The sequence below is a fragment of the Thalassobacillus pellis genome, from assembly GCF_016908295.1.
In the GTDB taxonomy this organism is placed as follows: Bacteria; Bacillota; Bacilli; order Bacillales; family Halobacillaceae; genus Thalassobacillus; species Thalassobacillus pellis.
In genome coordinates, this window is the sequence record NZ_JAFBDO010000002.1 from 781,447 (window position 1) to 796,267 (window position 14,821).

The 14,821-nt window shown below is 43.4% G+C and carries 17 protein-coding genes; 3 read left to right on the forward strand and 14 right to left on the reverse strand.

Features of this window, described 5'->3' with window-relative positions; genetic code table 11:
• Positions 1–22: 22 nt before the first annotated feature.
• From JOC33_RS09780 to JOC33_RS09795, 4 genes are all read right to left on the reverse strand, one after another.
• Positions 23–286 carry a hypothetical protein gene (locus JOC33_RS09780; RefSeq protein WP_205092294.1) on the reverse strand — a complete coding sequence of 88 codons (264 nt, stop codon included), beginning with the start codon at positions 284–286 and terminating at the stop codon, positions 23–25.
• 25 nt (positions 287–311) lie between these two features.
• Positions 312–866 (reverse strand): GNAT family N-acetyltransferase, encoded by a 555-nt coding sequence (locus JOC33_RS09785; protein ID WP_205092295.1) that lies wholly within the window; start codon positions 864–866, stop codon positions 312–314.
• Between the two features lie 24 nt (positions 867–890).
• Positions 891–1,292 carry a VOC family protein gene (locus tag JOC33_RS09790; RefSeq protein ID WP_205092296.1) on the reverse strand — a complete coding sequence of 134 codons (402 nt, stop codon included), beginning with the start codon at positions 1,290–1,292 and terminating at the stop codon, positions 891–893.
• 125 nt (positions 1,293–1,417) lie between these two features.
• Positions 1,418–1,939: a GNAT family N-acetyltransferase gene (locus JOC33_RS09795; RefSeq protein ID WP_205092297.1), complete on the reverse strand. Its 522-nt coding sequence runs from the start codon at positions 1,937–1,939 to the stop codon at positions 1,418–1,420.
• Between the two features lie 300 nt (positions 1,940–2,239).
• Between JOC33_RS09795 and JOC33_RS09800 the strand changes: the two genes are divergently transcribed.
• Positions 2,240–2,656, forward strand: coding sequence for an ArsI/CadI family heavy metal resistance metalloenzyme (locus tag JOC33_RS09800; protein WP_205092298.1), 417 nt, complete (start codon positions 2,240–2,242; stop codon positions 2,654–2,656).
• Positions 2,653–2,838: a hypothetical protein gene (locus tag JOC33_RS09805; RefSeq protein WP_205092299.1), complete on the forward strand. Its 186-nt coding sequence runs from the start codon at positions 2,653–2,655 to the stop codon at positions 2,836–2,838. The genes JOC33_RS09800 and JOC33_RS09805 overlap by 4 nt, the downstream gene beginning before the upstream one ends.
• A 176-nt stretch (positions 2,839–3,014) precedes the next feature.
• On the opposite strand, the gene arsC is transcribed toward JOC33_RS09805, so the two are convergent.
• The 9 genes from arsC to JOC33_RS09850 all read right to left on the reverse strand — a co-directional run bounded on the left by arsC (position 3,015) and on the right by JOC33_RS09850 (position 11,608).
• Positions 3,015–3,437 (reverse strand): arsenate reductase (thioredoxin), encoded by a 423-nt coding sequence (gene arsC / locus JOC33_RS09810; RefSeq protein WP_205092300.1) that lies wholly within the window; start codon positions 3,435–3,437, stop codon positions 3,015–3,017.
• A gap of 25 nt (positions 3,438–3,462) precedes the next feature.
• Positions 3,463–4,761: an arsenite/antimonite efflux transporter gene (locus JOC33_RS09815; protein ID WP_205092301.1), complete on the reverse strand. Its 1,299-nt coding sequence runs from the start codon at positions 4,759–4,761 to the stop codon at positions 3,463–3,465.
• 10 nt (positions 4,762–4,771) lie between these two features.
• Entirely contained in the window at positions 4,772–5,119 is a 348-nt protein-coding gene (locus JOC33_RS09820) for an ArsR/SmtB family transcription factor (RefSeq protein WP_205092302.1), read from the reverse strand.
• A 162-nt stretch (positions 5,120–5,281) separates the two neighbouring features.
• Positions 5,282–5,449 (reverse strand): YfhE family protein, encoded by a 168-nt coding sequence (locus tag JOC33_RS09825; protein ID WP_205092303.1) that lies wholly within the window; start codon positions 5,447–5,449, stop codon positions 5,282–5,284.
• Between the two features lie 190 nt (positions 5,450–5,639).
• A complete protein-coding gene (locus tag JOC33_RS09830; protein ID WP_205092304.1) occupies positions 5,640–6,791 on the reverse strand; it encodes a S1C family serine protease in 1,152 nt (383 codons plus the stop codon).
• Positions 6,792–6,803: 12 nt separating this feature from the next.
• Positions 6,804–8,057: a zinc ribbon domain-containing protein gene (locus JOC33_RS09835; RefSeq protein WP_205092305.1), complete on the reverse strand. Its 1,254-nt coding sequence runs from the start codon at positions 8,055–8,057 to the stop codon at positions 6,804–6,806.
• A gap of 723 nt (positions 8,058–8,780) precedes the next feature.
• Positions 8,781–9,647 carry a 5'-3' exonuclease gene (locus tag JOC33_RS09840; RefSeq protein ID WP_205092306.1) on the reverse strand — a complete coding sequence of 289 codons (867 nt, stop codon included), beginning with the start codon at positions 9,645–9,647 and terminating at the stop codon, positions 8,781–8,783.
• 223 nt (positions 9,648–9,870) lie between these two features.
• The gene (locus JOC33_RS09845; protein ID WP_239534076.1) at positions 9,871–10,122 is read right to left on the reverse strand and encodes a hypothetical protein; all 252 of its coding nucleotides are present in this window, start codon (positions 10,120–10,122) and stop codon (positions 9,871–9,873) included.
• Positions 10,123–10,222: 100 nt separating this feature from the next.
• Positions 10,223–11,608, reverse strand: coding sequence for a YjiH family protein (locus JOC33_RS09850; protein WP_205092307.1), 1,386 nt, complete (start codon positions 11,606–11,608; stop codon positions 10,223–10,225).
• Positions 11,609–11,945: 337 nt separating this feature from the next.
• Here JOC33_RS09850 and JOC33_RS09855 point away from each other — a divergent pair, with 337 nt between their 5' ends.
• Positions 11,946–13,205: a YeeE/YedE family protein gene (locus JOC33_RS09855; RefSeq protein WP_205092308.1), complete on the forward strand. Its 1,260-nt coding sequence runs from the start codon at positions 11,946–11,948 to the stop codon at positions 13,203–13,205.
• 64 nt (positions 13,206–13,269) lie between these two features.
• Here JOC33_RS09855 and JOC33_RS09860 read toward each other — a convergent pair whose 3' ends face one another.
• Positions 13,270–14,439 carry an MFS transporter gene (locus JOC33_RS09860; protein ID WP_205092309.1) on the reverse strand — a complete coding sequence of 390 codons (1,170 nt, stop codon included), beginning with the start codon at positions 14,437–14,439 and terminating at the stop codon, positions 13,270–13,272.
• Between the last annotated feature and the right edge of the window lie 382 nt (positions 14,440–14,821).

Genomic DNA, 14,821 nt, shown 5'->3' on the forward strand with positions numbered 1-14,821 from the left:
TGAAGAATACTGGTAAATTGATTCAAAACAATAACGGAAACGACAAAATCACGAATGCAGCTGCAAAGACAGCTGTTGCTATATTTACTTCTTTTTTAGGGAAGCCTGCCTTCTTTTCCGTATATCTCATATATTGAATAGCGAATAAAAAACCAACCAGTCCCATGGCATGTCCTAAACCGTCATCTGCCCTATTTTGAAGGCGCAATACTGCCAGAGCTATAAATAAAAATCCTGAACGGCCTATTGCCATTTGAAAATATCTTTGTTGTTTCTCTTTACTCATTCTCCTCCCCCTTGTAAAAAGACTACTAATTTAATGCTTGCCATTCTTTCCGCAAAATTCCCATTTTAATGGCATCGTAATATTCTCCTTTAACCATTCTTGCCTGGCGTATTCTTGCTTCTTCCTTCATTCCTAGTTTTTCTGCTACTTTTATCATTCTGGTGTTCCCGGACCATGTCGACATTCCTAATCGATGTAGATCGGTTGCTTCGAACAGGTATTGGATCCACCTTCCAAAAGCTTCTGTTCCATAACCGCCGTTCCAATACTGTTTATCGTAGATAACAATGCCTGTTTCCAGCCAATTCGTATTTTTATCGACCCAATAAGCTCCAACGTAACCAATCAGCTTTTCATTCACCGTTATGATGAGAGTGGAAGGAATGCCAGGGATTATTTCGCTATCACGGATCCAGATCTTCCGATATTCTTGTTTTGTCAATTTCTCTTCCGGTATGTATGGTCCGTTCCATTGCTTAGCTGCTTGTTCTTTTTCTTCATACTTCCAATAATAAAGCTCTTCGATTTCTGATTCTGTCGCTTCCTTTAATTTTATTTTTTCTCCGATAATTTTAATCAAAACATCTGACTCCCCCTCCTATTTCTATTCTACCGATGCTGCCAGTTCAACTTTGATTCGGTCAGGATCTTCGAAATAGGCAGCATAATAATTTTCCCCTCCCGCAAATGGATGCAGATCTGGATAAAGCATTGGAACACCTTTCTTTTCAAGCTTTGCTGCCAATTCATCGACATGCTGACGGGACCCACCGTGAAAAGCAAGATGATTCAATCCAGTTCTGCACCTGTGATAAGGGATATCCAAAAAACGCTCTTCTGTCTGTACAAAAACCAGATATGTCTCCCCAAGTTTAAAGCTCTGGCCACTGTCCCATTTTTGATAAAGCGTATATCCTAGTTCCTCAAGAAACCAGCCCCAAAAATCGATGGACTTTTGTAAATCAGATACATAGATTTCCAAGTGATGAATGATTCCAACAGACACAGCGTATCTCCTCCTATCAAAAATAGAATGTGTTGCCAGAGACCAGCCGTAAGCATCCATAAACCAAGGTTGATCTTCTAATTATAGCTGGTCCTGTAATTATAAAAATTGATACTCTTTTGCCCTCAAAGTAATTTTCCCATCCGGATATCTGCCCACATTTTACCTTGCCAAAAGGTGAATTCCGGGATACGGCCGATTTCTTTGTACCCCATTTTCTTATATAGGCTGTGCGCCTTCTCGTTAAATTCGAATACGCCTATTTCAATCCGCTTGAGGTCCTTTTCTTTTATCTGTTCCTCTAAATAGTTTATAGCCTGATAGCCTATTCCCTTGCCCTGTCCTTCTTTTTCGCCAATAGTAATACCGATCCAGGCCGTCCCTGGTATTTTCCTGTACAAATGGCCGGGATCGACCATATAATTCATTTCACCAACCAATTGGTCGTCCATATATATCAGATAGTTGGGATGTTGCTGTAGACGTTTGTTCAAAACATCCCATGTCACTGCCTCTTGTCGTTCTAATTCTTCCTTATTTTTATTTGGACGGGTTAACGGAACCAGAACAGGATCGTTTTCCCATCGGTTAAAAATGTCTACCAGTGTTTGACTAGGTCCAGTCAATCGTGCGAAACGAATATCCATGGATCTCCCCCTTCATAACGGACGGTATTATCAGTATACATTCTAACTATAGGTTTGTGGGAAGTCGTTTTTTATTGATTATGTTCCAGCTGCATCGTTTAATCAATTATTTTTGATTTATCAGTTGCTTTTTCTGAAAGATCAGCATATACTTTAATTAATCAAATTTATTTGATTTATGGAGGTGCCATAGATAGCTGCAAATCCAGTAGCTTTAAGAAAAGCTGCGCTGAAGAACAATCGTTATAAATTTTTAACTTATACATCAAAAATAATTGATTTAAGGAGTGTTTTGACTTTATGAGAACCCATATTGGTTTAAATGTAACGGATCTAACCTCCTCCATTGCTTTTTATACGAAGCTTTTTAATAAGGAACCGGTCAAAACGGAGAAGGACTATGCCAAGTTTTTACCGGATCATCTGGCTTTGAATTTTACGTTGAATCTTAAAATTACTGTCAAAGGTAACCAGGTGGGACACTTTGGTATCCAGGTCGAAGAAGAGCAGGATTTACTGAATCAAAAAGAGCGATTGAAGAAACTTGGCTTTTTTGCCAGAGATGAAATGGACACGAATTGCTGTTATGCCCTGCAGGATAAGTTTTGGATTACGGACCCTGACGGAAATGAGTGGGAATTTTTCCTGACTAAACAAGATAACCTTACGGAACACGGTGCATGCTGCGCCTCAGGAAAAGGAGGAAGTGAACAATGAATCACACCTATATGGACGCTGTCGTTTCTGAACATAAACGTCGTGTCGACCAAGTGAACAACCACGCCTGGAAACGGCCAGTTCCTGACTCGAAACATAATCTCATCCATTCAATAAAACAATACTTTTCAAGAAAAGAAATTGCGTCAACTTCCCTTGCCTGTTGTTCATCATGCTGCTAAACTTTTCCGGCAGAAAAAAAGCTGAAGGATATTCCCTCAGCTTTTTCCTGTGAACGAGCATATTCAGTGGGTGGGCGAGCGTATTTTGGTGCTGCACGGGCGTATTCAGTGGGCGGACGAGCGTATTTTGATGCTGCACGAGCTATTTATTGGGCGGGCGAGCATAAAGTCTAAGGTTACTTCTTCTCTTCTGCAAATTGCTTGATGCGTTCGCTAATCTGGTTGCGAACACGCTGGAATACTGCCCATTTTTCTACATCTGTACCTTCTGCTTTCGCTGGGTCATCAAATCCCCAGTGGTATCGATTAACATGTGGCGGGGTCATTGGACATTTATCGTTGGCATCGCCACAGAGGGTGATCGCATAAGCAGCATTATGAAGCACATTTGGGTCGATGATATCTGAGGTCTGGTCACTGATATCAATGCCAGCTTCCTTCATGGCTTTTACAGCATTCGGGTTCAACCCATGTGCTTCTATCCCGGCGGAACGGACATCAAATTCGTCTCCGAGATATTTTTTACCAAAGCCTTCTGCCATCTGGCTGCGGCAGGAGTTTCCTGTACAAAGAAAATAAATAACTGGTTTTTTAGACATAGTGTATTCTCCTTTAAATAGCAAGTTATTGGATTAACAGCAGCCATACGTATAGACCGGCTAATGTAATGAACAGTGTTGGTATAGTCAGGAGTATCCCGATTTTAAAGTAGTAGCCCCAGGATATTTTGACTCCTTTGGTGGAAAGGACATGCAGCCATAACAAGGTAGCCAGGGAACCGATCGGTGTTATTTTCGGTCCTAAATCGGAGCCGATGACGTTGGCATAAATTAAGGCTTCCCTCATCGTTCCTGTGGTGTTTGTTTCTGCAATGGCCAGCGCGTCAATCATGACTGTCGGCATATTATTCATGATCGACGACAGGATGGCTGCAATGAAGCCCATGGATATGGTAGCGGCAAACAGGCCTTGATCGACAGTGGCCTGGATGACGTTTGCCAGTACATCCGTGAGGCCCACGTTACGGAGTCCGTAAACGACTACATACATACCGATAGAAAAAAACACAATTGCCCATGGAGCACCTTTTATGACGGTCATCGTCTCCACAGCTGCACTCCTTCTCGCCATCAACAGGAAGAAAATTGCAATGATACCTGCAATGATCGATACAGGAATTCCCAATGGTTCACTTGCGAAATATCCAATCAGCAGCACTGCAAGAACTCCCCAGGACAAACGGAACATTTTATGATCTTTGATTGCCTCGTTCGGTTTTTTGAGCTGAGTCAGGTCATAGTTTTCCGGAATGCTCTTTCTGAAGAATAGATAGAGAACCAGAATGCTTGCGCCGATGGAAAAGAAATTCGGAATAATCATGCGTGATGCATATTCAATGAATCCAATGCCGAAGAAATCTGCCGATACGATATTGACCAGGTTACTGACGATCAATGGAAGCGAAGCGGTATCTGCGATAAATCCACTTGCCATGATAAACGGCAGAATCATTGCTTCTTTAAAATTCAAATTCCTCACCATCGCAAGAACGATTGGCGTAAGAATCAGCGCTGCCCCGTCATTGGCAAATAATGCCGCCACTACAGCACCTAGTAAAATCACATAAATAAACATTTTGGTGCCGTTACCCTTGGCGACACGGGCCATATGTAAAGCTGCCCACTCAAAAAATCCAATTTCATCAAGGATAAGAGATATGATGATGATCGCAATAAAAGCTAACGTGGCGTTCCAGACAATTTCCGTAACAGTGACCACGTCCTGGAAATTAACGACACCAACCATCAGCGCTATGACTGCTCCACCGCACGCCGACCAGCCAATCCCAAGGTTTTTCGGCTGCCAAATCACTAACAAAAGTGTAAGTAAAAAAATCAGAGTTGCTACAATCGCTAAATTCACTTAAATCCCCCTACAAATCACATTGGATACGTAAGCCCGCTTCCTCCAATGCCTGTAATTTCTCTCTTTGATCCGGTATTTGTTCTAAAACTTGTTGAACAATCGGATATGTCGGATGGTTTCTGTTAACAGAATAAAAGATCCACTGTCCTCTCCGACGTTCTTTGACGAGTCCTGCATCCCGGAGTTTTCTTAAATGCTGGCTGACGGAAGGCTGGCTCATTTGCAACACTTCGACAAACTCACAGACGCAACTCTCCCCATCTTTAATAAGCCCCATTATCGTTAAGCGTGTTTTATCACCTAACAGCTTGAGCATTTGTGCTGCACTTTCTAATTCGATTACTGTTTTTTCCATGAACCTCACCTCGCAATGATCAGTATATTAGCATATGCTTATATTTGCAATAAAAAGGCAACTTTCTTTTTATTGCATCGAACATAAAAATACCCTATAGGGCAGCCATTACAACGACTGTCCTATAGGGTAACGCATTATTTTTATAAACGTTTTACATAACTACTTCATTAAATTAGGGTTTTCTTCTTTGGCTTCTTTTACTCTTGGTTTGCGGTAACCACCGGCAATATCTGCGCGTTTGAATTCTTTTGCATAAATGACTTCCTGCGCGTCTGTCAGTTCGACTCCATTCCCTTTGATCGGTTGATATTGTGTGTTTCTAGCCATGATGAACATCCTTTCTATGGAATTGAGTTATAAAATTTTTTCCCACTATAGAAAATCACTAAACATAACTAAAAAGATTTACATACATATTTGATCTGTCACCAATCCTGGTACAGGAAAGTAACGATAACTGAAAAGGACTGAATCGTAGACGATTCAGCCCTGCTCATTTTTTATTTGAATAGAAGCTTCATTCCCCATTTTTGTTGGGAAGAAGCTCTTCTCCGCTTCCGGAAATAAGTTTTGCACGTTCATTTTCTTTTCCGACTACGTAAGTTACTTTGTATTTCTTCGGTTTCACTTCGCCGTTCACCGTTTCTTCAACCGTAATATAGGCGGTTACGGTGACATTTTTTCCGTTATCTTCCGGTATCAGCTCATCCACCGTGACAGACAAGGTGTTGGAATAACCATCCCGGAATTCTTCATACGAAGTGGAACTTTGCCTGCTGCTGCCAAGCAAGGAGTAGGCGGTAACAAAATCTCCTTTACTGATACTGTCATAAAAATACTCTACTACATAGGTTGCCTGGTCGATCGGCACCTCGGCCGAATCTGCGTTTCCTCCGTCGGCCATATGTGGAAATTCCGGCAGGCTTTTCATTGGTGATTCAGACCAACGCTTGACGAGCGGGAGAACATCGGTAATTGGAATACTGAACCCGATTGATTCTTTATCCAATTTAGCAGAATTGATCCCAATCACTTTTCCCGTCTCACTGTCAATCAGCGGACCGCCACTGTTACCCGCTGAAATCGGTGCTGAAATCTGGTAAAGCCCCTCATATTTGAAGGTGTCGATTTCAAAATTCCGATCAAGCCCCGAGATTTCTCCTCTTGTCACCGTGTTTTGTAATCCGAGCGGGCTCCCTAAAGCTAGTACAGGATCCAGCACTTGGACGTTATCTTCCGTGGCAATTTCCAATGGTTCTTTTCCTTCAAGGCCTGGAACTCGAATTACCGCTACATCTGTTTCTGTACTGATGCCGATCACCTTACCTTCCAATTCCTTTGAATCGGAGGTAATGACGGTCACTTCTTTTGCATTTGCGACCACATGGGCATTGGTGAGCACATCACCTTTATCGTTATAAAGAAAGCCTGACCCCTGGGTCCCATTGGCCAGCTTGATTTGAACCACTTTTTTCTGCGATTCCGATATGATATCCTTCAATGCCTTTGATTGCGGCTTTTCCTCTTTCTGATCATTCCCAGTCTGCACCAGGGCAGATGCTTCAGACAGTTGGGCTGGTATGGAATCTTTGATATAAAAATAACCCGATACACCTGCTGCCACAAGGATGATGGATGTGACAATGCTGATAATCCAGTTGCGTTTCATGTTCCATCCCCCCTATTCGACATACCATTCCATATTGATGACTTCCACGTTGACTTCTTCATTGATATCAAAAAATTTCTTTTCAAATTTTCCGGTGTCGCCTGGATTCATATACATCGGATAAACGGTGGTTTTCTCCTTTGCGACAACTTTTCCTTCTTTATTTTTCACTTCGAGCTCCAAGGTTACAGAGCTGATGATTTTTGTAGCGACACTTTTTACTTTACCGGTTACTGTCAGGTCACCGAGGTCATCCAGTTTTGCTTTCAGTTCCGTCACTTCGATCGCCGAAGTCCGGTTCTTGATGTCTTCCTGTGCGGCTTTCTCCAAAGCACGCTTGATTCTTTCCTGCTGCGCTTGTTCGAAGGCTGCTTTTTCCTGTTTGATCCGTTCTTTCAACTGTAAGAGCTTCTCATTGTTGACCGCGAACTGCAGGGCATCATCAACGACAGCAATGGCTTTGTTAAATTCTTTTCCGGCAATATGCTCTTCCGCATTGCGGGAAGCGATGCTGACAATCTTTTCAAGGATCTTCCCTTTCACCTGGACAGCTTCCTGAACCTCATAGGAGGACACCGTGGACAATTTCGCTGCCAGTTCATCTACGGTCTTCAATTCGGCAAGCTCATTATTGATACGCTTGATTTCTACCTGGGTAGCTAATGTGTCGAGAGAACCATTGAAAGAAAGCATGAGCTTACTTTCGCTTTCCTCTACCCTTTTCCGGATCTGATCGATTTTAGCATTTGCTTTCTCAAGCTGATTACTTTGAATGTGTTCACTGATATTATCCAGTTCTTTCTCTACCTCGATCGCATTCTGGACAAATTCCCGGTCTTGCTTTAACGCGGGAAAGTCATCGCGCATCTGAATCGCTTGATCCAGGAGCTTCTTCGCCTTTTCATATTTTCCATCAATGGCAAGAGCTTCAGCGTCATTTTTCAGCTGCAGTACTTCTTCATTGATGTCCTGTTCCTTAGCATATGTATAGCCGACCCATCCGGCAGCAATTAAAAAAACCACGACCGGAATAAATATTGCAAACCAGTTGGCTCTCTTTTTTGGAGTTTTATGCTTATTTGTCTTGCGGGAATCCTGACCCGCTCCGGTTTCCCGGATTGCAGCCATTTCTTCCTTCTGCCCGCCGGCACCATCTTCTATTCGGGCACCACAGTTCGGACAAAATCGAGAGCCCTCATTTATTTCGCTGTTACAATTCGGGCATGTTTTCATGGGCTCACCCTTTCTGACTTTTTTCCCTTTCATCTATGAACCTGCCTTCTTTTACATGCATTTTGTAGACTGTTTGGCAAATGAAGGAACAACATACTTTGTCAATTATAGCATGATTTGACTCGAAATTCTCAAGTAGATTCATAGGATTTTCGAACGAATTACCTAGGATAATTTCATGGGACTGATTAAATACAAAAGCTTTAAAGCACGCTGTGGCATTCTTTGTTACAGAGAGGATGGCTTAAGACCTCGAGGGGGTAGGCGCTGAAGCTGGATGAAACAAAAGCGGAAGCGCCTCGTTCACCCCCGACAAGCTTAAGAAGAGCCTCGCCGTGACGTTCTTTGTCACAGAGGGGGTTGGCTTAAGACCTCGAAGGGGTAGGCGCTGAAGCTGGATGAAACAAAAGCGGAAGCGCCTCGTCCACCCCCGAAAAGCTTAAGAAAAGCCTCGACGTGACGGTCTTTGTCACAGAGGGGATTGGCTTAAGACCTCGAGGGGGTAGGCGCTGAAGCTGGATGAAACAAAAGCGGAAGCGCCTCGTCCACCCCCGAAAAGCTTAAGAAAAGCCTCGACGTGACGGTCTTTGTCACAGAGGGGATTGGCTTAAGACCTCGAGGGGGTAGGCGCTGAAGCTGGATGAAGCCCACTTTATAGGTTTATCCACAACCATTCACTTTTAGAATTTCCTAGATAGTAAAAAAATCCTGCGGAGGATTTGTAAAACTCCGCAGGATCACTTGGGACCAGCTTTGTTAGCTGATGAGGGAATCCAGTCGTTTGAATTCCAGCTCCTTGAATTTTTTGATCATCATTTCCTGATTGATTTGATAAGCCGCTTCCTCTAGTGAACAGTCCACGCCTACCTCACAGTTTATTTCTGCAAGCTTGCGGGATAAGTGCAGCATATCCAGGTCACTCTCGATTTTTGTACGCTGTCCTTTTGTCAGGCTGGAGAGATTTTCTAAAATGCCTTCAATACTGCCATAAGTGCTGAGCAGTTTCAGTGCTGTCTTCTCGCCAATACCTTTTACCCCCGGATAATTGTCACTGCTGTCGCCCATCAATGCTTTCAAGTCGATCATCTGTTTCGGGGTAATCCCTTTCTCTTCATAAAAAGTATCCATCTGGTATTCTGCATAATTGCCATATCCTTTTTTCAATAGGGAAACGGTGACATTTTCCTTTAGAAGCTGCAGAATATCCTGGTCCCCGGTAAGGATGATGACTTCCGAATGTTTACTGTATTCCTTGCTGAGCGTACCAATGCAGTCATCAGCCTCGAACCCGGCAAGGCCAACATTCGGAATATCCAATGCTTCCACGACTTCCTTTACCAAATCAAATTGTGGGACAAGTTCTACCGGTGGTTCACCGCGATTGGCTTTATATTCCGGAAAAATTTCCGTCCGGAATGTCCGGCTTCCCATGTCCCAGCAGCATATGACATGGCTGGGGTCGTACTTTTTAGTAGCTGTAAACAAATGCTTCACAAATCCATAGACAGCATTCGTGGGCATCCCTTTACTATTGATCATATAATAGCCGCTCATGGCAGTCGCATAGAAGGCGCGGAATAACAGTGCCATTCCATCGACAAGCATTACTTTATCTTTTTCCATCCTAGTTCCTCCCCAAAATTACAGTTATCCCTATTATAACAAAAATTGTCCATCTGATTTTTCAATTTTTTTGGGATGGTTCCAGACATTTTAATCTATGGATGGGTCAGGTTAACAACTGTTGTTAAATGGGAAAGAAGCTAAGTCTTAAAAGCGGGATAGGCAAAAATTACACATAAAAAATAACCCGCGGGCTCGCCACGGATTATCCTTATGATCTTTATCAGTTCGCATCCTTGGTCAGGAAATCGGCTGCATTTTTTGCTTCACCTAAGTAGAATGTTTCGACTCTGTCCGTCCGGATGACGAGATCGTCGTCCAATGACCACCAAAGTCCGCGCTCCAATTGTTTCATAATGAAATCGCACGCTTCCCGTTCATTATGTGGTTCACTTAATTCTACTTCTTTACTGATTGTCCTCCCACTTTCCATGAGAAAATTGAATTGCCAATTTTGCTTTTGTTCTTCAGCCAAAATAGTTCATCCTTTCCGATTGAATTGTTTGTCATTTTAGTATACCCGATCGAATACTTGCAAATCATATGAGGCTCAGTGTGTTCCATTCACCTTTTAGTCAAAACAGCAGATGAGCGAAAATGACGATGATCGGGAGCGTAACTACCGTACGCTGCAGAAAAATCACAAGCAGTTCCCAAAGACTTAAAGGAATTTTGGATTTTAATATCAATACCCCGATTTCGGACATGTAAATCAATTGTGTAATTGAAATCCCAGCGATTACAAATCGGGTCAATTCACTTTCAATACCGGCACCAATGACCGCCGGAAGAAACATGTCTGCAAATCCGACCACCAGTGCAGGCGCTGCAGCACTCGCTTCCGGAAGCTGCATCCACTCAAGTACTGGTACCAGTGGATAAGAAAGCCAGACGAACACGGGCGTATACTCGGCGAGAATAAGGGCAGCGGATCCTAAAGCGAGCACAATCGGAATCAATCCAAGCCATATGTCCAGTACATTGGCAAGCCCTTGCTTGATCACACCACGATAGGATTTGATTTTGCCTGCTTGTTCCACTGCTTGTTGGAGACCCGTCTGGAAACTTGATTGATTCGTAGAAACATCCTCTTCAATTTGTTTCCCCGCTATTTCATCGTATTCATCCTTTTTCCTGGATAGAGGCGGAATTCTAGGAATGATAATAGCAGCCACCACGACGGCAAGCGTTACGACAAGATAGAAAGGAACAAAATATTGTTCCAGACCAATGAAGCTGATGACAACAAGGCTGAAAGCAATGGATGCAATCGAAAAATTCGTTGCGATGACAGAAGCTTCCCTCTTGGTATAATACCCCTGCTCAAATTGCTGGGTGGTAATCAATACACCTACAGGGCCTGCTCCCATCCAGGAAGCGGTGGCATCAATAGCAGATCTCCCTGGCAGCTTGAATAATGGCTGCATCACTTTCCGAAGTAATGTACCTATAAATTCCATCAAACCAAAAGATAATAGAAACGGCATGAGTAAGGCTGCAAATAAAAACCATGTCGTCAATACGGGGACGAGCGAATACAGCACCGTTCCCCCTGTAGCATCCGACCAGACGAATTCAGGCCCAGCCTTTGTGAGAGTTAGAAAAGCAATAATGGCTCCTGCCAACCTTGTCACTGTCCAAAAATAAGAAATGTCGAACAAGCTGGTCATAAGTGCGGAGTTTTTTACCCAGTCAGGATTGAACAACCTGACCCATAGTGCTCCCAGGGCGGAGATGGCAACAAGGATGGTCATGAACAAGGGAATTTGACTGCTGAAGTATCCCTGTAACGATTCGGCCAGGATTCCCACACCAATGGTCACTTTCCCCTGGAAAGGAATCGGTACAAGAAATAGAAGTATTCCAATCAATGAAGGAATGAGGAATCTCATAAGCTGTTTACGATCCAGTTCCTTCACCGGTGATTGTTGTTTTGTCGTTGTTTGTTTTCTTGCTTCCATTATGCGGGCCACCCTTCTGATAGATTCAATGTTAATAAATATACATCATAAAGTTTTTTTATACAATAGGGTGTCATTAACTTTTCTAAGTTTCCTAGAATTTCTTCGGGCTTGGCTTGAACATGATCATCTAGCATTCCCATTTTATGGTTCTCATTTGGTTCTCACGGGGATAGTGCTTATCACTTCCATTTCCTGGTTCTCCTGGGGTGGAAAGTTCTGGTTCTCCTGGGGAGAGGGTTATATGCAAAAGACTTTACAAATGATAGTTTGGCCCTTATTATGATAGGCGAATTAAACCTGATTATTTTTATCGGAATTAGGAGGCATTAAATCTATGGCACAAACTGCTACTGAAAATAGAAGCCTGCCAAAGAGTAACAGGCAGGCTACGACTGAAGTATCTCCTTTGAACCCTATACAGAAGCCATACCTGTTAGCGGGGGTGGCGGCTACTATCATTCTGTTTATAGCGACAGTCGCTGTCGCTGGGTGGGTTCAAGGATTGTTGTTTGTCATTGGCTTAGGGCTTGGACTGGCATTGCTTTATGCACGCTTTGGTTTCACCTCGGCTTTCCGGAGGTTATTGTCGGTCGGTAATGTCCAGGGTCTGCAGGCGCACATGGTCATGCTTGCAGTGGCAACCACTTTGTTTGCTATAATTTTCGCAACCAATTTCAGTTTCACAGGCGTTGACCCTACGGGCTATGTATCCCCGGTAGGCATCAGCGTCGTGTTCGGTTCGTTCCTGTTCGGAATGGGTATGCAGATGGGATCCGGTTGTGCGTCCGGTACTTTATACAGTGTCGGTGGGGGTAAATCCTCCATGGTACTGACATTGTTAGGCTTCATTGCCGGGTCTGTCATTGGTGCATATCACTTCATCTTTTGGACACAGGAAACACCTTCCCTGCCCCCAATTTCATTGGCAGAATCAACTGGTTTCGGTTATTTCGGAGGCTGGATCTTCCAGTTGCTCATTTTCCTGGGAATCTATGGCCTTACTGTTAAATACGCACAGAAAAAGAATCCGCCGCAGATGAAACCTCTGCCGACGACGACCGGTCTCAAAAGACTGTGGAGAGGATCATGGCCGCTGCTCATGGCGGCAGTCGTTCTTGCCGGCCTGAATGCACTTACTTTGACCGTGCGCGGCAACCCTTGGGGTATCACTTCCGCGTTTGCCCTATGGGGATCAAAAGTGTTGATGGCCTTTGGTATCGATGTTTCCAGTTGGGGCTACTGGCAAGGAAACACGGAAGCATTGCAGACAACTGTGCTTGCCGATTCCACCAGTGTGATGAACTTCGGAATCATCCTTGGTGCATTTATGGCAGCAGCCGCACAAGGGAACTTTAAACCAGGTAAAATCAAGCCAGGTATCGCTGCTTCCTCGATCATCGGCGGTTTGATGATGGGATATGGGGCACGCCTTGCTTTCGGCTGTAATATCGGGGCTTACTTCGGCGGGATTGCTTCCTTCAGCTTACATGGCTGGGTATGGATGATTATGGCTCTTGCCGGCAGTTATTTGGCATTGTTTATTCGACCACTTTTCGGATTGAAAAACCCAAACCCAAAAGACTCCATGTGTTAGAGCAACAAAACTAAATCTACCCCGGGAGAACCAGATTCTGGTTCTCCCGGGGTAGATTTTTTTGTTATACGAGCTGTTTTGATTTTTCTTTTTTCATAAATAGAGATATGACGAACATAGCGGCAAGGAATACGATGATCAGACTGAATCCGCCTGCCTGGCCGAACCAGTCAGAAACATAACCGATAAGGAGACCTGCCAGTCCGCCACCGATTCCAGAAGCAATATAAATCAGGCCAAGTGCCGTACCTGGATTTTTTGAAATGGTCGTTCCAAAAGCGGTGCCTGTCGGAAAGAGTGTGGAGAAAAACAGTCCAGCTCCAGCAAACAAGTAAGGGAATTGTTCAGCGAATAAAAAGCTGATTCCCACCATCACTGTAGATCCGGCAGAAAAGATGATCATGATTTTCCGCTCATTAATTTTGTTAGACAGATACGCAACCCCTAGACGGCCAATCATAAAGAAGACCGAGAATAATGACAATATAGTTGCTATCATGTCTTCTACAGCTTTCTTGGACATGCCGCCCAGGTCCAATGACTTCAGATAAGTCGGGAAGAAGTTCGTGAAGGAAACCTCCGCTGATACTTCAAACAGTAAGAAAAACATGACGAATACCATCTGGGCATCCTTCAGCATCGGAATAAACGCCTTCAGGTTGATTTTTTCCACTTTTCCCGTCGGGAAGTTTACGAACGTAATATACGCGATTACCGCTATATGCAGGGCTGCAATTCCGATATAAAACGCACGCCACGATGCGAACTGGAATAAAAAGTTCAGGATTTGTGGAAATAATACCATCCCGAGGCCATAAATACCCATAGCCAGGTTGAACATCTGGTTTTGTTTTTTCGGATAAGCTACCGGGATAATCGCATTGGAGGCAACACCGAGCGCTCCCAAACCAAAACCGATCAGCATATAGAAACCGAGGAAAAACATGATGGTGCCGGCTAAACCGGTTCCAAGGAAGCCGATACCCATGATAATAGCTGCTGCTATAGTCATGATCCGCAACCCGTTTTTATCAGTCAAGTAACCGAATATCATACTTGCTAACGTAAATCCTACCTGGAATATGAAAACAATTAATCCAAATTGGCTCATATCAAGACCGATATCTTTTTCGACCTGATCAAGCACGATTCCTTTTGTATTTGTCACACCACCGGATATGAACTGTGTAAACAGCAGTATGACTAATGCGTGAATACTCTTTCCTTTTGACATGTGAATGACCTCCAACTGTTGAACTATTTGGAACATTCCACATGAATATTTAACTAAAACATTTTAATTAATTGACAGACTATAAACCGTTTTCAAAGGAATATGTAGGACGATTAAGAGAAAATGGAATGGCAGAAGCAAATAATTGCAATGAAAAATTATGGTGGTTATTACCCATAGGAAAACCCGAACATGGATCTTCTCTGTTCAGCTATCTGCATAATTAGCGCTTATCTACTCCCTATAAAAATTAATATAGAAAGGCATCGCGAGCAGGGAAGCAAGCAAAGTTACATAAAACCCGTAATGCGTGTTCTCATAACTAATTCTGAAGCTGAGTTCTCCTGTAATTGTTGGTACATGCCAGGAAAAAAACAGATAA